Annotated in this window: 13 protein-coding genes and 2 pseudogenes; 7 read left to right on the forward strand and 8 right to left on the reverse strand. The window is 67.3% G+C overall.

Annotated features, from left to right (window positions below; translation table 11 throughout):
• On the reverse strand, positions 1-504 hold the full coding sequence (locus ACLJRL_RS33990; protein ID WP_410660450.1) for a DUF4396 domain-containing protein: 504 nt from the start codon (positions 502-504) through the stop codon (positions 1-3).
• On the reverse strand, positions 494-718 hold the full coding sequence (locus ACLJRL_RS33995) for a hypothetical protein (protein WP_410660451.1): 225 nt from the start codon (positions 716-718) through the stop codon (positions 494-496). Before ACLJRL_RS33995 ends, ACLJRL_RS33990 begins: the two co-directional genes overlap by 11 nt.
• A gap of 478 nt (positions 719-1,196) precedes the next feature.
• Between ACLJRL_RS33995 and ACLJRL_RS34000 the strand changes: the two genes are divergently transcribed.
• The 3 genes from ACLJRL_RS34000 to ACLJRL_RS34010 all read left to right on the forward strand — a co-directional run bounded on the left by ACLJRL_RS34000 (position 1,197) and on the right by ACLJRL_RS34010 (position 6,010).
• Positions 1,197-2,633, forward strand: a complete 1,437-nt coding sequence (locus ACLJRL_RS34000) for an MFS transporter (RefSeq protein WP_410660452.1) — start codon at positions 1,197-1,199, stop codon at positions 2,631-2,633.
• A gap of 831 nt (positions 2,634-3,464) precedes the next feature.
• Positions 3,465-4,373, forward strand: a complete 909-nt coding sequence (locus ACLJRL_RS34005) for an ATP-binding cassette domain-containing protein (protein WP_410660453.1) — start codon at positions 3,465-3,467, stop codon at positions 4,371-4,373.
• A complete protein-coding gene (locus tag ACLJRL_RS34010; RefSeq protein ID WP_410660454.1) occupies positions 4,370-6,010 on the forward strand; it encodes an ABC transporter permease in 1,641 nt (546 codons plus the stop codon). The genes ACLJRL_RS34005 and ACLJRL_RS34010 overlap by 4 nt, the downstream gene beginning before the upstream one ends.
• A 67-nt stretch (positions 6,011-6,077) precedes the next feature.
• Here the strand turns inward: ACLJRL_RS34010 and ACLJRL_RS34015 are convergent, their stop codons facing one another.
• From ACLJRL_RS34015 to ACLJRL_RS34025, 3 genes and pseudogenes are all read right to left on the reverse strand, one after another.
• Positions 6,078-6,773 (reverse strand): carboxymuconolactone decarboxylase family protein, encoded by a 696-nt coding sequence (locus ACLJRL_RS34015; protein WP_410660455.1) that lies wholly within the window; start codon positions 6,771-6,773, stop codon positions 6,078-6,080.
• Positions 6,773-7,845 (reverse strand): annotated as a pseudogene (locus ACLJRL_RS34020) (RNA polymerase sigma factor). Before ACLJRL_RS34020 ends, ACLJRL_RS34015 begins: the two are co-directional and overlap by 1 nt.
• On the reverse strand, positions 7,842-8,216 hold the full coding sequence (locus ACLJRL_RS34025; protein ID WP_410660456.1) for a YciI family protein: 375 nt from the start codon (positions 8,214-8,216) through the stop codon (positions 7,842-7,844). The pseudogene ACLJRL_RS34020 and the gene ACLJRL_RS34025 overlap by 4 nt, the downstream one beginning before the upstream one ends.
• A gap of 492 nt (positions 8,217-8,708) precedes the next feature.
• Here ACLJRL_RS34025 and ACLJRL_RS34030 point away from each other — a divergent pair, with 492 nt between their 5' ends.
• Positions 8,709-9,005 carry a YkvA family protein gene (locus ACLJRL_RS34030; RefSeq protein WP_410660457.1) on the forward strand — a complete coding sequence of 99 codons (297 nt, stop codon included), beginning with the start codon at positions 8,709-8,711 and terminating at the stop codon, positions 9,003-9,005.
• 203 nt (positions 9,006-9,208) lie between these two features.
• Positions 9,209-9,366, forward strand: a pseudogene (locus tag ACLJRL_RS34035) (IS5/IS1182 family transposase); the annotation flags it as partial.
• 9 nt (positions 9,367-9,375) lie between these two features.
• On the opposite strand, the gene ACLJRL_RS34040 reads toward ACLJRL_RS34035, so the two are convergent.
• On the reverse strand, positions 9,376-9,807 hold the full coding sequence (locus tag ACLJRL_RS34040; RefSeq protein ID WP_410660458.1) for a DUF6892 domain-containing protein: 432 nt from the start codon (positions 9,805-9,807) through the stop codon (positions 9,376-9,378).
• Between the two features lie 372 nt (positions 9,808-10,179).
• Between ACLJRL_RS34040 and ACLJRL_RS34045 the strand changes: the two genes are divergently transcribed.
• The gene (locus ACLJRL_RS34045) at positions 10,180-10,944 is read left to right on the forward strand and encodes an SAVMC3_10250 family protein (RefSeq protein ID WP_410660459.1); all 765 of its coding nucleotides are present in this window, start codon (positions 10,180-10,182) and stop codon (positions 10,942-10,944) included.
• 119 nt (positions 10,945-11,063) lie between these two features.
• On the opposite strand, the gene ACLJRL_RS34050 is transcribed toward ACLJRL_RS34045, so the two are convergent.
• Positions 11,064-11,966, reverse strand: coding sequence for a LysR family transcriptional regulator (locus ACLJRL_RS34050; protein WP_410660460.1), 903 nt, complete (start codon positions 11,964-11,966; stop codon positions 11,064-11,066).
• A 94-nt stretch (positions 11,967-12,060) separates the two neighbouring features.
• Between ACLJRL_RS34050 and ACLJRL_RS34055 the strand changes: the two genes are divergently transcribed.
• Complete coding sequence (locus ACLJRL_RS34055; RefSeq protein WP_410660461.1) at positions 12,061-13,230, forward strand: MFS transporter; 1,170 nt, start codon at positions 12,061-12,063, stop codon at positions 13,228-13,230.
• Positions 13,231-13,548: 318 nt separating this feature from the next.
• Here ACLJRL_RS34055 and ACLJRL_RS34060 read toward each other — a convergent pair whose 3' ends face one another.
• On the reverse strand, positions 13,549-13,965 hold the full coding sequence (locus tag ACLJRL_RS34060; RefSeq protein WP_410660462.1) for a hypothetical protein: 417 nt from the start codon (positions 13,963-13,965) through the stop codon (positions 13,549-13,551).
• Between the last annotated feature and the right edge of the window lie 298 nt (positions 13,966-14,263).

Consider the following 14,263-nt stretch of genomic DNA (forward strand, 5'->3'; position numbering starts at 1 on the left):
TCAGTGGTGGTAGGCGTGCACCACGGCGTGTCCGGAGCCGCGGCCGATGAGCCACTTGTTCACCGGGGTCGTGAGCACGAAGGCGACGGCCAGCGCGAAGGCGAGCGCGCCCCAGAACAGCCAGCTGGCGAGTCCGGCTTCCATCGCGCCGGGGACGGCGATCATCACTCCGTTGTCGACGATCTCCATGACGAGGATCGACACGGTGTCCGCGGCGAGGGCGATCTTGAGAGCCTGCTTGAAGCCGACGCCCGCGCGCAGTACGCCGCGCATGGTCAGCGCGTAACCGAAGACGAAGGCCAGAGCGACGGCAAGCACGATGGTGGCGACGTTGCCCCAGCCCAGTGCGGTGCCGATCACCATGCCGAGCACTTCGCCGATAGCGCAGCCGGTGAGGCAGTGCAGGGTGGCCGACGCCGCTGTGCCCCAAGTGGTCGGGGGTGCGTGGTGCTGTTCGTGACCGTCGCCGGGTGCGTGGCCGTGGTGTTCGTGCTCAGTGGACATGAGCGGTTTTCTCCTTTGTGGACTGCTCGGCAGGTGCGGGTTCGAGCCCTGCGACGAGATTGAACGAGCCGGTGAGCAGGTTGAGTGTCACCAGTCCCACCGTGTCGGCGATGATCCGATCGCTCCAGCCGTGCCCGCGCAACTCGGCGACGTCCTTGTCGCCGATCGAAGCCGGTTCGGCGAGCACCCGGCCCGCATGTGTGCCTCCAGGCACAAGGCACAACCGATCCACTCCTGCAAGGCGAGCGAGATCTTTTCGCTCAGTGCCCGGGGAAGCTTGACCCGCTTCATGGCTCTCGAGAAGTCGAGGTAGCCCTGCAGGAGAGCCGGCGAGCGGGCCATCGCGGACACCATCGGGCCCACCGAGCCGCGACGATCGATGATCTCGCCGAGTAGCTCGGCGGATTTTGCCGGCGCGTCGGCATGATCGAGCGGCTGAAGACGCTGCACGGGGTTCCTCCTGGCGTTGTCCGGGGGAGCGGATCAGAACTATATACCTGTAGGGGGTATCTGTCGAGGAAGGCGCGACCTTCCGACGCTTTGCCGCACAAGCGTTTTCGTCGAGAAGCAAGCTTGTGACGAGCGCGACATAGATACCCCCTAAGGGTACTTGCGCCGCGGTGGTGGCGAGCCTACGTTCGGGTCTGACATATACCCCCTAGGGGTAACTGGATCTCGAAAGGACGGTCGTCATGGCGGAGACAACCCCGGACCCACGACGGTGGTGGGCGCTGGGACTCATCGCATTGGCCCAGTTCATGGTCATCATGGACACCTCGATCATCGGCGTCGCCTTACCCGCGATGCAGCAAGACCTCGGGTTCTCCCCAGGAGACCTGTCGTGGGTGTTCAACGCCTACGTCATCGCGCTCGCCGGGCTGCTGCTGCTCGGCGGACGCCTCTCGGACCTGTTCGGGGCGCGGAAGATGTTCACCGCCGGATGGGTCGTGACCCTCGGCGGATCGGTGGTCGCCGCGGTCGCGGGCACCGCGTGGGTCGAACTCCTCGGCCGGGTCCTTCAAGGCGCCGGTGCGGCACTGATCGCGCCGTCCGCGTTGACCCTGCTGATGATGCTGTTCGGCGCACGCCCTCGTGAACTGACGAAGGCGCTCGCGCTCTACGGCGCGGCCGCACCCGCCGGTGGTACCGCCGGGGTGTTCCTCGGCGGCGTGATCACCGAGTGGCTGTCCTGGCCGTGGATCTTCTGGCTCTATGTCCCGATCTCGCTGACCGCCATTCTGGCCACCGGCAAGCTGATGCCTTCCGCGCCTGCCCGGCGTGGTTCCGTCGACCTTGCCGGCGCCGTCGCGGCGACCGCGGGCCTGGGACTGACGGTGTTCGGCGTCGTCCGCGCACCGGAAGCGGGCTGGGACTCGACAGGTACCTGGGGCGCGTTGGCGGGTGGTATCGCCTTGCTCGCGGTGTTCGTGGTGATCCAGCGGAGGCGTGAGGTGCCGTTGGTGCGGCTGGGCATCTTCCGGACGCCGAACCTCGGCGGCGCGAACCTCGCCCAGTTCCTGCTCGGCGCGGCATGGATCCCGATGTGGTACTTCCTCAACCTGTACCTGCAGCAGGTCCTGGGCTACGGGGCCTTCGCCAGCGGGGCCGCGCTCCTGCCGATGACCGTGCTGATCGTCGTGCTGATGGTCGCCGTCGCACCGAAGCTGATCGGCCGCTTCGGGCCGAAGCGGATGATCATCGGGGGTCTGTGGGCGCTCGCCGCGGGCCTGGTGTGGCTGTCGTTCGTCAGCCCGACCGGCAACTTCGTCATCGACGTCCTGCCCGCTTCGCTCGTAGCCGCGCTCGGTCAGGCGCTCGCGTTCATCCCGTCGCTCGGCACCGCCATCTCCAGCGCGAAACCGGAGGAAGGCGGTCTCGCGTCGGGAATCGTGAACACCTCGTACCAGATCGGCTCGGCGCTCGGCCTCGCCGCGATGACCGCGGTCGCCGTGTCCTTCGGCGCGGGACGGACCGGCGACCCGGTCGCGCTGACCGGCGGGTACTCGGCGGCGTTTCTTGGTGCCGCGGGCATCGCGATCGCCGGTGGCTTCCTGGCCATGGCCACCCTGCGCACTCCCGAGCGTGAGCCGAGCGACGTCGGCGGAGGTGAACCGGCGGTGCAGCGATGACCGGCTGTAGCCCCGCGTGGAGGGCGAGACCCGCTCAAGGGTCCTGCCCTCCACGCGGCGTTCTGCGTTCGGTTCGTGGTCCTATCGCGGTACGACACGCGAACTTGCTCCTGTTTCCGAAGAGAGCGAGTCAGCGGAGCCACTGGTTGCGCTCCACAAAGGACATTCGCCACTAGCGTTCGCGTAGATGACGTGGTAGTCGATGACAGGTGATCCGCAGGACGGCGAGGCTCGTCTCGCCCGCGCCTGGCCGGTATGTCGGACGGTGACGGCTTCGCGTTGTCCGCGGTCAACGGTCGCCATGGGATTCGTGGTCATCACCTGATCCATACGAGCACCGGGCACGCTGTTCGCGTCGACGACCAAGCATTCCCGCAGGCGCCTTGTGGTGGGGGCACCCGGAACCTCCTGGCACGTGCGAATGTCACAGAGAACCCGTGACACGCTCGTCGTCGACATCGTGGACAAGGATTCAAGAGTCAGGGGTCGGCTTGGCTGCAGTCCGTTCACCGTCCGCGTCGCTGGGAGGTCTGGGAGGTTCAGTCATGGTTCGCGGGTGCACGGGGAGGCTGTCTACTGTGCTCGCGGGGTGCGGTAGCCGTGGTGACCGCCGCGCCGGCTTCCGCTCGCGCTGCTGTCGAGAACAGCGTGCTCGGGTGAGGGCTCAGCGACGTTCACGGCGTCACGGCCGGGCGGCTCCCCGCTGACTGCGCGAACCGGGCACAAATCGTGGATCCGTCTGGTGTCGGCGTGCGGGCGGGAGTACATTTCGTGCAGGTGCGCCGGGAAGTCTGGTCGGCAACAGAGTTCGCCGACCACGAAGGGACTCCCATGTCCTCCCTTTCCCAGCCACGTCCTCCCGCTGTCCATGTCGATGGATTGACCAAGCGGTTCGGCCGCACCGTCGCGGTCGATGGCTTGACCTTGTCCGTTCCCTGCGGTGAGGTGTTCGGATTCCTCGGCCCGAATGGCGCGGGCAAGTCCACGACGATCCGGTTGCTGCTCGGCCTGATCCGGCCGTCCGCCGGGACGGCCACCGTGTTCGGTGTCCCCGCGTCGGACGTACGCCGGGCGCACCGGTTGCTGGGGTATGTTCCCGGCGACGTCGCGTTGTGGCCGGATCTCACCGGCGCTGAAATCCTCGAGCTGCTTGCCAGGGTCGGCCCGGACGTCGATACGCGCTATCGCACGGAACTCGTCGGGCGGTTCGCGCTCGATCTGGACAAGCGGGCCAAGACCTACTCGACGGGTAATCGGCAGAAGGTCGCCTTGATCGCCGCGTTCTCGACGCGGGCGGAACTGCTCGTTCTCGACGAGCCGACCAGCGGCCTGGATCCGTTGATGGAACAGGAGTTCCGGCGCTGTGTCAGCGAAGCGCGAGAACGTGGCCAGACCGTTTTCCTCAGCTCACATCAGCTCGCCGAGGTCGAGGCCGTCTGCGACCGGGTCGGGATTCTGCGTGCCGGACGGCTCGTCGAGATCGCCGGGATCGCGGAGCTGCGCAAGTTGCGCCGCACCACCGCCGAGGTGACCTACCGAGGGCCGGAACCATCCTTTGTGGACGTACCCGGCGTCGTCGACGTCGAACGGCTGGACGGCGATCGCCTCCGGTTCACCCTGTCCGGGCCCCCGGGCCCGGCGTTGCGGAAACTCGCCGCCACCGACGTCGTCACTATCTCGATGCGCGAACCGAGGCTCGAAGAGATCTTCCTCGACTACTACGGGGAGAACGCGCGATGACCACGACATCGCCGGAAACCCTGGCGAACACGGCAGAACCGGCAGGGCGGGGGAGAGCGGAGGGAGCCGTCACCCGCCACTTCGCACGCCGTATGCGCCGCGGCGTCGTGATCGTCGCCCTCGCCGCGGCCGGTATGTCCGCCCTCGTGGCAGGCCAGTACCAGAGCACCTTCGCAGGCGCCCTCGACGGATCGGCACTGCGGGCGTTGGCGGAGAATCCGGCCATCCGGATCCTGTTCGGGCCACCCGTGGCACTCGACGATCCCGGTGGGTTCACCGTGTGGCGCACGGGAACTCCCGTTCAGGTCCTGGTCGCCGTATGGGCGCTCTTGACCGCGACCCGGCTGACCCGGGGTGACGAAGACGCCGGACGAGCCGGCCTGCTGCTCGCCGGACGGCTCCGGCCACAGGACCTGCTCATCCGGTGCATGACCGCATTAGGTGTCGCGGCGGTCGTGATCGCCTCGGCCGTGGCATTGGCCTTGCTCCTCACCGGAACACAACCCACCGGCGCGATCATCCACGCCGCCGGTGTGCTCGGCGTGATCCTGACCTTCGCCGCCGTGGGGGTGCTCGCGGCACAGATCCTGCCTGCCCTGCCGGCGGCCACAGGCCTGGCCGTGGCCATTCTCGGCGCGGGATTACTCTTGCGCATGCTCGCGGACGGTGCCGAGAAACTGTCGTGGGCCGCGTGGATCACTCCCTTCGGCCTGACCGGCGAAGCCGCGCCTTATGCGGACAACAGGGTCTCGCCGCTACTCGTGCTTTTCGCCTTCCCGGTCGTGCTCACCGTCGGCGCGAGCGTGGCCGCCGCGCACCGAGACGTCGGCCGCGGCCTGCTCAACCCGTCCGGCCGCCGTCGGCCGAGGACACGACTCCTGGGTTCCATCGCCGGCTTCGCCGTACGGCGCACTCTGCGCGCCACGGCGGGCTGGGTGTTCGGGATCGCCGCGTACTTCTTCCTTGTCGGGGTCCTCATCTCGTCCGTTCTTCGCTTTCTGCAAGAGAACCAGCGGTTCGGGGACCTCGCGGCCGTGGCCGGGTTCGCCGGTCTCGGAACCGCCGAGGGATTCGCCGCGGCCATGTTCGGCCTCCTCGCCATCCCGATCGGCCTCTACGCAGCCACCCGCATCGCCACTTTTGCCTCCGACGAAACCAACCGCAGATGGACCCCGTTGCTCGCGCTGCCCATTCCGCGCCACAGAATCGCCCTCACGGAGATCACTGTGACCTCGGCCGCGCTGCTCATGCTCCTCGCCGCGGCCGGGTTATCGCTCTGGACGGGCGCCACTATCGCGGCCGCACCACTCGGCCTGATCCCCGCTCTGGCAGGGGCGTGGAACACGGCACCGGTCGCGCTGCTTTCGCTCGGCGCCGCGGTGTTCGCCCTCGGCTGGGCACCGCGTGCGGTCGCCGTGCTCGGAGCGCTGCCCGTCGTCGGCGGATTCCTGCTCAACGTCGTGCTGCAAAGCGTCGAAGCACCCTCATGGCTGACTTACCTGACGCCCTTCGGCCACCTCACCTCGGTCCCCGCCGAGCCACCGAACTGGAACGCCATCATCGTCCTCCTCGCGGTAACGGGCTTCCTCGTTTTCGCGGGCCTGGCCGGCTACGGCCGCCGAGACCTGACCACCTGAACGCGACCGGGGTGTGGTTCGCGGCCCGCCCTCGTTGCGAGAAGCTATTCCACCGGTCAGCTTTCGATCATCTGGTAGCGGTGTCGTAGCTGCGCAAGGCGGCTCCGACCGCGGCGGCGGTTCGGAGCGACGGCGTGGTCGTGGCCGGCGCCGTCAGCACCGCGTGGCGCAGGTTTTGCGCGACGTCGCCGTGGTCGACGTGGCGGCCGTCGGCGAGCAGGTAGCCGAACCGGTGCAGCGAGCGGGTTCCGCTGTGCAGCTGGCCTTCTTGGAGGGTGAAGCCGAAGGTGTTGGCGAGGCGGTTGACGATGTTCCACACCAGGTTCACGTGCAGGGCTTCGATGACGGCGTGTTCGGGGAGGTCGGTGACCGCGGTGGCGTCGGCGCGGTCGGGATCCAGGGTGATCGACTCGAGGAATGTGCGGACAGCGCGGAGTTCAGGTCGTGCGGAGGCGGGGTCGTCCGGGTCGATCTCGCCGGTGCCGGCGATCCGGGTCAGCTCGGCGTGCGTGACGACGCAGAACGGGCACTCGTGCAGCTGCGCCGTGCTCATGGCGAGGAATTCGCGTTCTCCCGCGGTCCAGTACGAAGGTCCGCGCATCACCTCGGCCGTCAGGTCGAGCACTGGTCTGGCGAGGAATCCGGGGCGATAGAGCAGCATCTTCACGATGTCCGGACTGGCCACGCCCGACGTCTTGGAGGTGACAGCGAGGAAGAGCTTCGCGCGGCGGCGGTGGTCGTTGTCGAGAATGGACAGTCTCATCAGGACTCCGGTGTTCCGAGGGTGTGCAGGCGGCCGGCGAGGAAGCGCCGGTCGGCGTGATTGGTGGCGAGGTCGTGAGCGCGCCGGTATGCCTGGGCCGCGTCGTGAGTACGGCCGAGGCGGCGCAGGAGGTCGGCACGGGCCGCGTGCAGCAGGTGGTAGCGGTCGAGGCCTGAGCGTGCATGATCGCGATGGCGGCCTGCAGCTGGTAGGGGCCTGGTGTGCCGAAACGCAGCGCGCGGTCCAGCAGGCCGACGGCTTCGGCGATCTCGGCGTGGTCCCAGCGGGAGCGATCCTGATCCTCGAGCAGGACGACGTCGCCGGTAGGGCTGTAGCGGGCTGCGGAGCGTGAGTCGTGGACGAGCAGCAAAGCCGCCAGGCCCAGCGCCTCGGGTTCGTCGGGCATGAGGGTGGCGACCAGCTTGGCGAGCCGGATCGCCTCCTGCCGCAGCTCGCGATACTCCGGCCGGTTACCGCCGGCGGTGTAGCCCTGGGTGAAGATCAGGTAGATCACCGCGAGGACTCCGGAGAGCCGCTCGGGCAGGAGGTGGTCGGCGGGTACTTCGAAGCCGATTCCGGCGTCACGGATCTTGCGTTTGGCCCGCACCAGCCGTTGGGCCAGGGTCGGTTCGCCGATCAGGAAAGTGCGGGCGATCTGTCCGGCGGTCAGCCCGGCCACGGCCTGCAGCGTCAGGGCGACGCGGGCTTCTTCGGCCAAGGCGGGATGGCAGCAGGTGAAGATGAGACTGAGCCGCTCGTCACCGATGCCGAGGAGGCTGTCGTCACCGAAGTTCATGGTCATCCCCACCGTCTGGTCTCCGAGCAGGGCGAGCTTTTCCTGCCCACGCCAGATACGGCGGATCCGGTCGATCGCGCTGTTACGGGCCGCGGTCAGCAGCCACGCGACCGGGTCGTCCGGTGTCATGCCTTCCCATTTGCTCAGCGCAAGCGCGCACGCTTCCTGCAGGGCGTCTTCGGCGAGTTCGAAATCGCCCAGCGCACGGACGAGCGCGGCGAGCATCCGGGACCGGTGCTCGCGGTAGACCTCCAGCAGGACCGGTGCCGGGGTCATACGTCCGCTGAGGGCCGGTGGTCGAGGTCCGGTACCCCGGCGATCGGGCGGACCTCGATCGTGCCCTGCTCGGCCATCGGGCACAGTGCGGCCAGTTCGAGGGCTTCGTCGAGGTTGCGGCAGTCGAGAATGTACGTCCCGCCCAGGTGCTCGTGGGTCTCAGGGAACGGACCGTCGGTGATCAAGGTCTTGCCTTCGCGGACGGTGACCGTGGTGGCGGTGTGCTCGCCCTGCAAGGGGTGGCCGGCGACGAACGCGCCGCGGCGGCGGCATTCGTCGGCGAAGGCGTTCACTCTGGCCAGTGCCTCGGGGAAAGCCGGGTCTCCCGGTTCGGGGCGGTCGCAGTTGTAGATCAGCAGCATGTAGTGCATGTGTCCTCCAGCTCGGGCGGTGGCGATCCGTCGAAGAGGATGACGAACAGCCCGACCGTAACTCGACAGGCGTCGGCAAGCCTCTTTGTGAACAGCGAACGCACTCATCGTCGTCCGCAGCGACACGGCGGGATTCCATACACCCCGAACCGGGTGCAAGGGCGACAACGCTCGCGGTCTGGCCGGGCAGATCCTCAAGACTGAGGCGACCACCGGCAGGAGAACGGTCGGGTACGCTCCCGACATGCCCGACGGTGCATGGAGACACGGGAACCTGATTTGTTCCGGCGGCTGGAGCGCGTCGTCGTGGAGCTGGGTGCGGCGGCCTCATCGGATGATCCAGGCGGCGCCGTGGGCCAGCTCACCGATCAAGACGGGCGCCTCTTCACGTTGTTCGAGCGGGTTCCCGCTGGCACGGAGTGGGAGGGCACTCGCCAAAAGGAAAGAGGAGGCCTTGGATCTCCGATTGTCGTGGTGATGAGAGGGGATCACGTGGAATCTCTGTGGACGACACTCGGCGTCGCGGCCGTGGTGGTGATCGTCGTCCTCGTTCTGGTCGCGCTGTTCCTCGTGGTCAAGCTGGTGCGGAAACACCGGCAGGTCCATCAGCCGGGCACGCCGATGCAGACCAAGGCCGCCTACTGGCTTTCCCTGGCCTACACCGTGTTCCCGTTCGACCTGTTGCCTGACCCGGTGTACTTCGACGACATCGTGGTCCTGACCAGCGGGCTGGTCTACGTCAGCAGGTCGCTCACCAAGAAGACGCGCGACGACCGCCGGGCGGACTGAAGCACGGCGGCCCTGTGCCCGGCCGTCGCCGGGCTTTCCGGGGTCACTGTTTCGCGCTTGAGGCCGCGCCTATGAGGGCGATCAGCTCAATCGGCCCGAGCCGGTGCCGTTGACGTGGTCCAGCACTGAGCGACAGGTGGCGGCGGTGGCCTCGGCGGTTCTGGGTAGGCGGCCTGGCGAAGCTCCGGACCGATTGATCCTGAGCCCACGCCCGCATCCGCGCGCTCGGCGAACGCGCCGTCTCACTGCTCATGGCTGGAAAGTCCTGGCCGAACTCCATTGCTGCCCACGCCGGGCCACCGCGATCGTCGCGGCCATCCTCGTCCTGCACCACATCGAGACCCGCCGCCAACCACGATGAAAAGGAGGTTTATTTCACGGCGATTCCGCGGGCCTTGAGGGTGTCTTCGGCGCCGGGGGCGGCCATCATGGCCTCGTCGCCGCCGTGGATCACGCGGAGGTTGGGTAGCAGGGCGAGGTCGTCCAGTGAGGTGACGTCGAAGAGGTCGTCCTCTCCGTCCCAGAACGGCGCGCACTGGTGGTAGATCTCCAAGCCGCCGTCAGTGGTCAGTTCTTCCACGGCGGCCAGTTGGTCGGGGGTGATCTCCAAGTCGGTGAAGTACTGGCGGGCTTCCTCAAGGACGGTGTACAGCAGGTCTTGTTCGCGCAGGTACTTCCACAGGTCGCCGGTGGCGCCCTTGGCGTGGAGAATGTCGGCGATCCGGAAACGGGGCTGGATGAGCTTGTCCTGGTACATGAGCTTGTCGATGACCAACAGCTTGAAGTTGAAGTCGCGGAACATGCCCCATCATCTACCAGACCGCCCCGACAATCCGGGCAGTCAACACACACCTTCTGATCGGCGAATCGTGCACACTGAGCCCTTTTCATCGTGACGTCGCAGGACACGGCACAGGCCGGCGGCTGGGCGCGAACGGGCGAGGCTCTCGGAACTCGTGCTGGTAGAGCCGGAGCCACACGAAGGCGTCTCCTGACACCGGAAGCCACTGCGACTCGCGTGCCCTTGCGCTCGACACCCACCAGCTGCTGCCCGGCGCCGACCCGATGACACGGCGTTTCGCGCAAGCGGACTCGCGCCATCGAGCCCGGATGTTTGTGCTGGGGCTGCGCTGAGTACGAATAGATCGCCGCCGTGCCCTGCCATGATGGCTCAGTGCGCGAACTGGTCTATCTCTCCGAACGGAAGCTCCGGCAGTTTGTCGTCAGGCGCCGGCGCCGGCTAGGCCGTGCCCAGGTCGAGGGTGAGGTGAAGTTTCCCGGCTTCGGCGGTGTCAAGGTCAGCCCGGCAGCCCCGGGCCAGGAGGCGACGCCTGCCCCGGACCTGGACACGGTGATCTCCGCTCTGGACTCCTCCGACCGGGCCGCGAAGTGGTTCGCCGACGACGACGTACGGCCCGGTGACTGGGTGCACTTCGAGGCGCCGATTAGCTACACACAAGCCTGGTTCTCGGTCATCTTCGTTGATCTCGACCAGCCGACCGAGAGTTACCCCACCGGCGGCGCGGTCCGGTTGATGCTGCACGGCTCGGACAAGCACATCGTGGGCAACTGGGCTGAGCGCGAAAACTACGACAGTGCCGCCGGTGATCTGCCGGAGCCTACGGGGTCGGAACTCCTTCGAGTGTGGATGCTGCTCAAGAAGTTCGACGACGTCTACACCGACGATGCGGGGCAAGAGCGATCCGACAGCGCGGGATTGCCGGAATTGTTCAGCTCTGAAGGTGATGACCCGATTACAGAAAGGTTCGGAAGAGTCCTCGACGCACTGAGCAAACGCTTGGCGCTGCGGCAAACCGCAGCGTGGATGGCAGGCTATGCCCGCGTTACCGCCGTGCTGGCGCATGCCACGGATCGCAGAATCATCACCGCTACGCCTTTGTACGTCGAGTATGTCTCCGAGCCACCGACGCTCGGCTGACCTCGCGATCCGGCCAGACGGTAGGAGTCGGTGCCGGTCTCGATAGCCGGCGGGCAAGCACGCAGTCCGTCAGGTAGGCATGAACAGGCTCCTGCACCGCCTCCGCGGTGGGATGCCCGTTACCGTTGGGGGTTTCGAGCCTCAACAGTGATCTCCTCTGCGAAGGCACGCGCCCGGCCGCTGTCCTCCGCATGCCAGACCACGCCGAGCACGGATTCCGGCAGCCCGGTGAGGGGCACGAAGACGACCGAATCCCGGTGTCCTTGGTGTTCGGCGGTCGAGCGGCACAGCACCATGCCGCCTTGGCCTGCCGCGGCGAGGCCCATGCCTTCCTGCAGTGTGCCGACGGTCGGTCCGCGCGGTATCCGGCGGCCGCCGGGGGTGATTTCGGGGGCTTGGGCGTGGCGCCAGTATTCCGGGGCCGGGCCGCGGATGCCGATCAGAGGACATTCCGCCAGCTCCTCGACGGTGACGGACTCCCTGCGGGCGAACCGATGCCGAGGCGAGACGGCGAGCATCTGCGGCTGACGGGAGAATACCGGGCCGAGCATGAGATCCGGTTCCTGCACCGGAAGCAGCACCACTGCGGCATCGATCTCCCGACGACGGAGCGAGCCGAACGGATCGGCCAGCGGGATTTCGGTGAGCTCCACCGCGCAGTCCGGGTGGTGCTTCTCAAATCCGCCGATGGCGTTCGCGAGGTGGTCGTCGATGATGCCCTGGAAACCGATTCGCAGCACACCGCCGATCCCTCGCGCGGTGGCGCGCGTGTGATCGACGGCGGCCCGCAGCGCCTCGTAGGCCGGACGCAGTTCGGCGAGGAACTTCTCCCCGAGCGGAGTCAGTTCCACCCGGCGGCTCGTGCGCTCGACGAGCGTCGCGCCGATCCGTCCCTCCAGCGAGCGGAGCAGCTGACTGACCCGGCTCTGAGAGACGTACAGGCGTTCGCCTGCCCGGCCGAAGTGCAGCTCCTCGGCGAGTACCAGGAACGCCTCCAGCTCACGGATCTCCAAGCCGCTCATCGGTCTTCCCCTCCGTGGATCCAGTAGTCCTGCTCATGGAAGGATGAGACATCGGCCATTGTTCCCGGCAGCGGGCGACGGTTGCCTGGAACACGTGACGACAAGGGAAACCGAACAGAGGAAAAATGGCTGGCCGGCGGTGAGCTCGCTCGCCGGGGCGACCTTCACCGTGGTCACCTCGGAAATGCTGCCGGTGGGGCTGCTGACCCCGATCAGCCGCGACCTGCAGGTCACCGAAGGCATGGCGGGTCTGACGCTCACGGTCACCGGCCTGGTCGCGGCGGTCTCCGCACCCCTGCTGATCCCGGCGCTCAGGAATCTCGACCGGCGGGCCGTGCTGTGCGCGTTGATGGCGCTGCTGGCGGCAGGGAATCTCCTGGCAGCGTGGTCGCCTGGGTTCGGCGTCATGCTGGTCGCTCGAGTCCTCGTCGGAATCGGCATGGGCGGAGTGTGGGCGATCGCTGCGAGCTTGGCCGTGCGGCTGGTTCCGCCGCGGTCGATCGGATCCGCGACTTCACTGATTTTCAGCGGAATCGCCGTGGCGTCGGTGCTGGGTGTACCTGCAGGCACCTACCTCGGGGAACTGGTCGGCTGGCGGGCTGCCTTCGTAGGTGCCGGTGGCCTGTCACTGGTGGTACTGGCCGCCCTGGCGATGTCACTGCCGTCGTTGCCGACGGAAGGGGCCGTTCGCCTGGGCGCGATGCTGCGGCTGGCGGGTGTGCCGCGGGTGCGCCTCGGGCTGATCGTGGTGGCGCTGATCGTCATCGGGCATTTCGCCGCGTACACCTATGTCCGGCCGGTACTGGAGAAGGTGTCCGGGGTGAGTGCGGGGCAGATCGGAACGCTTCTCCTGGTCTACGGGCTCTTCGGGGTGGCGGGCAATTTCGCTTCGGGCGCCGTAGCGGCGCGATCACCACGGGTGGCCCTGCTGGTGCTCGGCGGGACTTTGTCGGCGACGATGGCGCTGGTTCCGCTTCTGGGGCTGACCACACTGGCAGCGGCGGCGCTGTTGGTGGTCTGGGGCCTGGCGTACGGCGGTGTCTCGGTGGCCTCGCAGTCATGGATGCTGGTGGCCGCCCCGGAGGCCCGTGAAGCGACGTCGGCTCTGTTCGCTGGAGTGTTCAACGCGGCGATCGCGGTCGGAGCGTTGGTCGGCGGGCTGGCCACGGACGCAGCGGGGACCACCGCGGTGATGTGGCTCGGCGGGGTATTCGCGGCCGGGGCGGTGCTGGTTCTCGCCACCGCCGGTGGCCGGTCCGCCTAGCAGGTCATGCGGAGTTCGCGGGACGTCGCGCAAGAGTGTGAAGCTGCCCGAGGTGGCGACGACATCGTCCCCAGGCAACGGCATGCGCGGCCGTGAGCATACGCCTGTGTCTGACCAACGCCTGGCACGCCGGGCAGTACTGTCCACTCAGGACCGTTGATTGGGGTGGCGTCGGCCGGCGGGCTGTCGTGTTCATCCGACGTGCCCGCCGCATTCGGCTCAGTAGCCGCGTTCCGAGTCGCCGCAAGGATGTTCCTCCATGCGGCAACTGGCTCGTCAGCCGTGCGAGGCGCACATAACGACGGTGCGGGCGATTTGTCATAGACCTTGTGCCCAGCGGCGTATCTCCGCGTGGGGGTCGTCGTGCGGGATGGTCGCGGCCTTGACGGCGGAGTCGATGTGATCGCGGTCTTTGGTGGAGGGCCAGAATTGCAGGAGGAAGTTCTCTGTGCGGTGGATCGTGTCGTGGGGGTTGGCGTAGAAGATCGTGTCAACCTGATCGCCGCCCCAGCGGTAAACGCGCACCTGGTAGTGCCCGGGGTTACTTAAGTCGAGGAAGTCTGTTTCGCTGGCGGGGGCCGAGAATCCTCTGGCGCCGATTTCGTGATGGCCGAAGGACGCTTCGATCGTTGAGGTGTCGCTTTCCGGTGGTCCGCTGCTGGCTGGTTCTCGGGGCCATGCCTCGAGTCGCACGGCGGCTGCGGTTGTCCATTCGCTTGACGGCTGGAGGGTCATTGCGTTGATGCTTGCGAAAGCCCACCCGGAGTCACCTGGATCGAGGTGCGGGGGTTGCTCCAACCCCCGCACCTCGATCACGAACCGGCCGTGGTCGACGCCGGTATGGCCTTCCACGAACGCGGTCGGCGCCGGTGGCACTTCAGGTGGCCAGTTAGCGAGCCCAGACGTAGAACTCATCCAGCGCACCGCTCTGCCGCGAGCACTCTGAGTGCGGAGAGTACATCCTCGCGCCGTTCGGGCCATGCGACATCCATGGGCACATGGTGCCAGATAGCTATTGGATTCTCCGCTCCAT

The sequence above is a fragment of the Amycolatopsis sp. lyj-112 genome, assembly GCF_046549055.1.
GTDB lineage: Bacteria > Actinomycetota > Actinomycetes > Mycobacteriales > Pseudonocardiaceae > Amycolatopsis.